6 protein-coding genes are annotated in these 6,703 nt (G+C 40.1%); 5 read left to right on the top strand and 1 reads right to left on the bottom strand.

Annotated elements, in window-relative coordinates:
* Positions 1 to 378 precede the first annotated feature (378 nt).
* The 4 genes from P9B04_RS11930 to P9B04_RS11915 all read left to right on the top strand — a co-directional run bounded on the left by P9B04_RS11930 (position 379) and on the right by P9B04_RS11915 (position 3,181).
* Positions 379 to 909: a type II secretion system protein gene (locus P9B04_RS11930; RefSeq protein ID WP_342055210.1), complete on the top strand. Its 531-nt coding sequence runs from the start codon at positions 379 to 381 to the stop codon at positions 907 to 909.
* Between the two features lie 131 nt (positions 910 to 1,040).
* Positions 1,041 to 1,802, top strand: a complete 762-nt coding sequence (locus tag P9B04_RS11925; RefSeq protein ID WP_342055212.1) for a tetratricopeptide repeat protein — start codon at positions 1,041 to 1,043, stop codon at positions 1,800 to 1,802.
* Positions 1,803 to 1,969: 167 nt separating this feature from the next.
* The gene (locus tag P9B04_RS11920) at positions 1,970 to 2,512 is read left to right on the top strand and encodes a hypothetical protein (protein ID WP_446717994.1); all 543 of its coding nucleotides are present in this window, start codon (positions 1,970 to 1,972) and stop codon (positions 2,510 to 2,512) included.
* Between the two features lie 51 nt (positions 2,513 to 2,563).
* On the top strand, positions 2,564 to 3,181 hold the full coding sequence (locus tag P9B04_RS11915; RefSeq protein WP_342055209.1) for a hypothetical protein: 618 nt from the start codon (positions 2,564 to 2,566) through the stop codon (positions 3,179 to 3,181).
* 13 nt (positions 3,182 to 3,194) lie between these two features.
* Here the strand turns inward: P9B04_RS11915 and P9B04_RS11910 are convergent, their stop codons facing one another.
* Entirely contained in the window at positions 3,195 to 5,156 is a 1,962-nt protein-coding gene (locus P9B04_RS11910; RefSeq protein ID WP_342055208.1) for a cation:proton antiporter, read from the bottom strand.
* Positions 5,157 to 5,448: 292 nt separating this feature from the next.
* Between P9B04_RS11910 and alr the strand changes: the two genes are divergently transcribed.
* On the top strand, positions 5,449 to 6,693 hold the full coding sequence (alr, locus tag P9B04_RS11905) for an alanine racemase (protein WP_342055207.1): 1,245 nt from the start codon (positions 5,449 to 5,451) through the stop codon (positions 6,691 to 6,693).
* Positions 6,694 to 6,703 lie beyond the last annotated feature (10 nt).

Genomic DNA, 6,703 nt, shown 5'->3' with positions numbered 1-6,703 from the left:
GAGGTAGGGAAGCCCGCGCTGTACCCACTGGATCAGCGTCGGGAGGAGTGTCACGTCCCTATTGCAACTCTCAAGGAACACATTCATAGTTACTAGAGATGGCAAAATTGATTTAACATATTCACCTGACTTATATCCTCAATGTAATCGTTAAATCGTACTCGTTATGAATACCGACAAAACTTAACTAAGATTAAGATCACTAAAATGATATGATTTCCATCTTATCTGGGTATTCTGCTGATAGAATCCAGTATTGCGAACTCGGGAACAAAATAGTTGTTATCTGAAATGAAACCGCTTTTTATTTTTCAATTAGCCCTAAAAAGGCCAAGAAATCAATTAGGGTAAACCTTCGATTATCAGGTTAGTACGATTATGTTTTTCCCCAAAATATTAGCTTCCATTTATCTATCAAAAACACGAACTAGCAAAAACAAAAATCAAGGATTCACCTTACTAGAGTTGTTAATTTCTGGCGTAATAGTCGGGATTTTGTCCAGTATCGCCGTCCCATCTTACATAGCAACGATAGATAAATTCCATTATGGGGAAGCCAAACTACACATGGGTTGTATTAAACGAGAACTAGAAACATTTAGAATGGAAAAAGGCTATTTTCCTGAAGACGAGAGTCCAGACAGAGTACCAGTAGGAATAGACTGTTTTATCAGACGTAACACTAATTTAACCCCCTATAATTCTAGATACGATTACGAAAACTGGACATATAACGGACAATGTGTTGTTAAGATAACTTTTTTTGGCAAAAATGATAATAGAGATTCTGGTGTTAACCTTAGTCTTCATCATCAAGCAGGTTTTTATAACGATAGAGAGACAAATATTAATAGCGATGATTTGATTTTAAGTTTGGGACTGCAACCCTCCGAAGTGTGTGGACAGTGAGAGAGATAATGACGCAAATATCGTTAAAATTAAAAATTGAAGTAATAATTAACTAAAAGATACTAGGGATAAAAACTAGGATGACTCGCTGGATTTTAAGTTTACTGATTATCTTATCTACCTGGACAGGAATGATAAGTACAGGATTAGCACAAACACAAGAAAATGCTGCTATCACAGAAGAACAACTGCAATTAGGGGAAACCATTGCCAAAAAAGCCATAAAAGCCACAGAAAGTGGTAATTTTGCTCAGGCTGAAGTCTACTGGACTCAGTTAGTCGAAGAATTTCCCAATAACCCCGCTGCCTGGAGTAACCGAGGAAATGCCCGTGTGAGTCAAAATAAGCTCGAAGGGGCGATCGCTGATTTCAACCAAGCTATTGAACTCGCACCAGATGCTCCAGATCCCTATCTCAATCGAGGAACTGCCCTAGAAGCCCAAGGAAAGTACCAAGCAGCCATCGCCGATTACAATCGAGTCTTAACACTCAACCCCGATGATGCTATGGCGTATAATAACCTGGGCAATGCCGAAAGTGGCCAAGGTGACTGGGAGAAAGCCTTAACAGATTATCAAAAAGCTGCGGAAATCGCTCCTAATTTTGCTTTTGCCAGGGCTAATGCTGCTTTAGTTTACTATCAGATAGGTAAAACCAAAGAAGCTATCACCGAAATGCGTAATTTAGTGCGTAAGTACCCCATGTTTCCTGATGTGAGGGCCGCATTAACGGCAATTTTGTGGAGTGCAGGGCAGCAGGGAGAAGCAGAAAGCCATTGGGTAGCCGCAGTTGGCATGGATAACCGTTACCAAGATATCGACTGGGTGAAAAACATTCGTCGCTGGCCACCACAAATGGTTGCAGCTTTGGATAAGTTTCTTAACTTACAATAAGATCAGATGGGAGTTCACAAGTTGAACTCCTGAAACTCATTCACCGATTTGTGTGCATCACGGTTGATCAGCCATTGCAAGGTTTAAATTTTGGGATACCTTAAAATAGAAATAACATATCATCGATATTTGCTGAACTGCTCTTATTTGTTAACAATCAAAATATTATGGCTATGAATCGTTCTAACTTCCGTATTTCTCCGTTAATTCGTATTACTTTAATTAGCTTATATATTGCTTTGACCGTTCCTTTACCGTTTCTTGCTGGAGTGACCAATGCTCCTGTTCCTCCTATTATATTATGGATAGGAATTATTTTGGGCTTACTTGTATTATGGGGAGCGTTGAGCGAAAAAGTTTTGGTTAATGAGAGTCAAATTAAAGTAACTTATCCTGTTTGGTTTCCTTCATTTTTTCGTAAAGGATGGTCATTAAATTGGTCAGAGATTAAGGATTTAAGATTACGAAGGACAGGGCAAGGAGGCTTTGTATACTATTTTATTAGCGAGAATTCTGATCAAGCTTATTTGCTTCCCATGCGTGTAGCTGGATTCTCCTATTTAGTCAATATTGTCACCGAAAAAACAGGGATTGATACTACTGATGTTCGTCCTCTTTCTCAACCCTGGATGTATTTAATTTTGTTAGTTTGCACTCTATTTTTGTTGTTAATGGACAGTTGGACAATTTGGACAGCTATAAGTATATAACTGTGGACAATATGGAGAAAGCAAGTTTTGTTGACCCAACTAAAAAACAAAATGTTAGTGCTAATCAAAAAGATTCCTTCTGCATTTATAGTTGGCAATAGCATCAGTCTAGTTTTGTTAGTATTAGTAATACTTTACACTAGAAAAATTGAGGCATCTGTAGAAGGTTTATTCATTCCTCCTGGTACTCCTCCCTATCCGACAGCAGGACTGTTAACCCATACTTTCGAGATACTATGTGCTATTTCTCCTGTGGTGTGTGGATTTACTTTCGCCGTTGTCAGACGCATTAATCCTCACAACATCAACAATTTTTTCTTACTGGGTTCTACTATTTTAACTGGCGGATTTTTCTGCAATGAAATTTACCGCGTTCATATTATCCTGCAATATTTTGATATCCCTAAACTAATGACCATTAAGGTTTACAGTGTTATTCTTTTTCTTTATTTATTATTATTTTGGAAAAACTTAAAAGCAACACCTTATGGAATTATGGCAACTGGGTTTATATTGATTATTCTTGCAGTGCTAATAGATTCATTTCATTCTTATCTTCCCGTAAAATCATCATTAATAGAAGGTATCCCCAAATTATTAGGAATTATTAATTTAACCCTTTATTTTTGTCTAGTTTGTTATCGAGCGATTGTAAACCCATTAGAATAAATCAACTAATCGCTTACTTTGATTCTTGACCACTTAATCGCACAGACTCTGAAAAAGAATTTTCTACAGGATCAGCTATGGGAACTTCCTCCACTTCAGACAGTCTTTCAGCCGTCAATGCTTTGGAAATTTGATTTCCCCCCGATAGCTGTTTGAGGAGTTTTGGACGAGGATCGTGTAAAAGATAAGTCACTTCGTCACCCACTTGCCAGGTTTGACTAGCTTGAACAACCTGTAAACTCCCTTTGCGTTTAATCAAAAGGGGTAACACCTCCCCTTCCCGAATTAACGCTTGAAAATGGGCTTGTTTAAAAGAGAGTCCTTGTCCTTGAAAATTTGTAATCCCTAACTTAAACTGACCCTCAGTTAAGTGCTGATTCCACATTTTAATCAATTGTTGATCCACAAAAGCCGGATTAATGTTAGTTCTGTTAGTATTAAGGTTTTTATTGTTGTTATTGTCTTGAGCCGCATTACTAGGGAAAATAGCAAAAACTCTGGGGGGTTTAAACTCTTCTGTTGCTCGTTGTGCTAGGACTAAATTAACTTGACCATTGCTAGTCAAAGCCATAAAAGTCCCCATAGATTCGATTCCTGCTTCTTCAAGGACATCAGGATCAAGCGCACTACTTTGGAACACCGATAGACCTTCACTTTCTGCTTGCTCACAGGCCTGGGGATTGGTATCGATTAAGACAACCGATTCCCCTTGTTGCTCAAATAATCGTCCCATGAGCCGTCCTAAAGCATTACAGCCAACAATAACCGCTCCAGTAGCCTCTACTGCCGTAATTCTTAAACCTTTAGCCACCCAACGAGCAGATAAACCCTGAATAAACACCGTCATCATAATAGTTAAAAAAACCAAAGCCTTAATGGAATCGCCTCCATTAATCCCTTTTTGAGTCAGTAAAATAGCGAATAAAGAAGCAACTGAAGCAGAAACAATTCCCCGTGGAGCAATCCAGCCCAAAAAGAATTTCTCTCGCCAATTGAGGTCACTATTAATAGTACAAAAAGCAATACTGATGGGTCGTACCACCCACATTAACGTTAGAACCGTAAGAACACTACCCCATCCCAGTGCGAAAATACTGTCAATTGAGAGGTCTGCTGCTAAGAGAATAAACAACACCGAGACGCACAAAACAGTTAATTGACCTTTAAACCGTCTTAATAAGCGTTCATCGGGAATGGACGAAGCTCTAAGCACAATTCCTGCCACCACAGTCGCCATTAAACCCGACTCACTACGGATGAATTGTGCTAATCCAAATAGCCCCCAAACACTAGCTAATACCACTAGATTTCTCAGTTCCTCTGACAGAAAAGGGGTGTTTTTTAGAATAAAACCGAGTAAAGCTCCACTGATTCCCCCAATGATTGCGCCAATGGCAAATCTCAATAGCAAACCGCTAAAAATTTCTACAGGGGTGGCATTACTGTTGAGAATAGTATCGAGAACCACCACAGCCAGAATAGCTCCTACTGGGTCTATGAGAACCCCCTCACTCTCTAGAATGGTAGCAACCTTACGCTCTACTTCTACCTGTTTAAGAAGGGGACTGATCACAGTTGGTCCAGTTACTACCACCAAAGCTGCATAGAGAAAAGCAATAGACCAAGGAAACTCCGCTAACCAATGGGCTGCCATGCCACCACCCACCAACGTGATTAAGGTTCCAAAAGTAACTAAATTACGAAGACTACCGGATACTCGACCCAAATCTCTCAATTCGAGGTTTAATCCCCCTTCAAAAAGGATAATAGCTACAGATAGAGCCACTAAAACTTCCAGTCCGACTCCTAGTTCCTGGGGATTGAGAATATTAAGTCCATCCGCTCCAAGTATGATGCCCAAGAGAAGCAAAAAGACAATGCTAGGAACTTTAAGGAATTCAGCAATGACCTGTGCAGTAATGCCTGCAAGAACAGCCATAACAATTTGCAGAGTGATTTCAAAGGATGCTTCCATAGGCTTACTGATGGCAAACAATTTTTATAGAACGTGCTAGCAAGTAACTTCCGCTTCGGAGTAAATTAAAAATCACGGTTAGCTATGAAATAGGTACAGGGTTTAAAAGAATACTGTTTTCTCATATTTTGATAAAGATACATTATAACCATATTCGGTAGATAGAAGTATTTTTCTATTAAGATATAGCTCCATTAACATTCCCTCACGAATCATCTCTCTTAATGTCTACGTCTGTTACCATAACTATCAATAATTTAAAGCGACTGGTGAGTGTGTAGGAGTTAAAAAAGTGGTTAGTCAAAAGTATGCGACAGAGGTAGTTGCTAAAAGCGATTACAATTATCGTCTGCCTCAGATTATTCGTCAACGGGCATGGGTAGAAATTGATTTATCGGCACTAAGTCACAACGTCGGCCAAATTAAACAACTGCTATCCCCTAAAACCGCCTTAATGGCTGTGGTAAAGGCAGATGCTTATGGCCATGGGGCGATCGCTGTAGCCCGAGTTGTTCTCGAAGCAGGTGCTAACGCTCTAGCCGTGGCGACGTTGGGAGAAGGAATCGAACTACGACAAGCTGGCATAAAAGCACCTGTCTTGATTTTAGGAGCTATCAACACCCCCGAAGAAATCGCCGCAACTGCCCATTGGAACCTGGAACCCACTCTTTGTTATCGTGACCAAGCTATAAGTTTCTCTCAAACCCTATCCCAATACGAAAAAACCATACCTGTTCATATAAAATTAGACACGGGAATGTCTCGCTTAGGAGTGCCGTGGGATCAAGGAAGAGAATTTGCAAGCTTAGTTAAAAAATTGCCGTATTTAAGATTGAATAGTGTTTATTCCCATCTAGCAACGGCCGACGACCCTGACCCCACCAATATGTATCGTCAGCATCAAAGGTTCAAATCAGCCGTCGCGCAATTAAAAGCCCAAGACATCAACCTACCTCGTCTTCATTTAGCTAATTCTGCCGCTACTTTGCTCGCTCCTCAGTTACACTACGATGTGGTGAGAGTAGGATTGGGTTTATATGGTCTTTACCCAGCCCCTCATTGTCGCTCTATTGTCCCTCTAAAGCCCGTTTTACAAGTTAAAGCCAAAATTACTCAAATCAAAACCATACCGGCTAATACAGGGGTTAGTTACGGCTATCAATTTATTAGCGATCGCCCCATGAAAATAGCAGTGGTAGGTATTGGTTATGCCGACGGAGTCCCCCGCAACTTATCCAATCGTCTTCAAGTGTTGATTCACGGTCAAAGAGCTTCTCAAATCGGGGCTATTACAATGGATCAGTTGATGTTAGATGTGAGTCATCTTCGTCGTGTCAAAGTGGGAGATGTTGTAACATTAATCGGTAAGGATGGAAAGCAAGAAATTGCTGCTGATCACTGGGCTAAAATGTTGGGAACAATCTCTTGGGAAATTCTCTGTGGTTTCAAACATCGACTTCCAAGGATTAACTACATTCAGAAAATGGAGCTAGATGGAAGCTTCTCAAAAAGTCTGGGGGGACTCGCCGAAAGTTAGGGGACAAAGA

Origin of the sequence: Crocosphaera sp. Alani8 (genome assembly GCF_038442745.1) — a bacterium.
Classification (GTDB): Bacteria; Cyanobacteriota; Cyanobacteriia; order Cyanobacteriales; family Microcystaceae; genus Crocosphaera.
This window is presented reverse-complemented; position numbering and strand designations above follow the sequence as displayed.

Bases quoted from the DNA above. Each gene is read 5' to 3' on its own strand.
- P9B04_RS11920 (WP_446717994.1), top strand. From the start codon at position 1,970: ATGGCTATGAATCGTTCTAACTTCCGTATTTCTCCGTTAATTCGTATT.
- P9B04_RS11915 (WP_342055209.1), top strand. From the start codon at position 2,564: ATGTTAGTGCTAATCAAAAAGATTCCTTCTGCATTTATAGTTGGCAAT.
- P9B04_RS11910 (WP_342055208.1), bottom strand. From the start codon at position 5,156: ATGGAAGCATCCTTTGAAATCACTCTGCAAATTGTTATGGCTGTTCTT.
- P9B04_RS11925 (WP_342055212.1), top strand. From the start codon at position 1,041: ATGATAAGTACAGGATTAGCACAAACACAAGAAAATGCTGCTATCACA.
- P9B04_RS11930 (WP_342055210.1), top strand. From the start codon at position 379: ATGTTTTTCCCCAAAATATTAGCTTCCATTTATCTATCAAAAACACGA.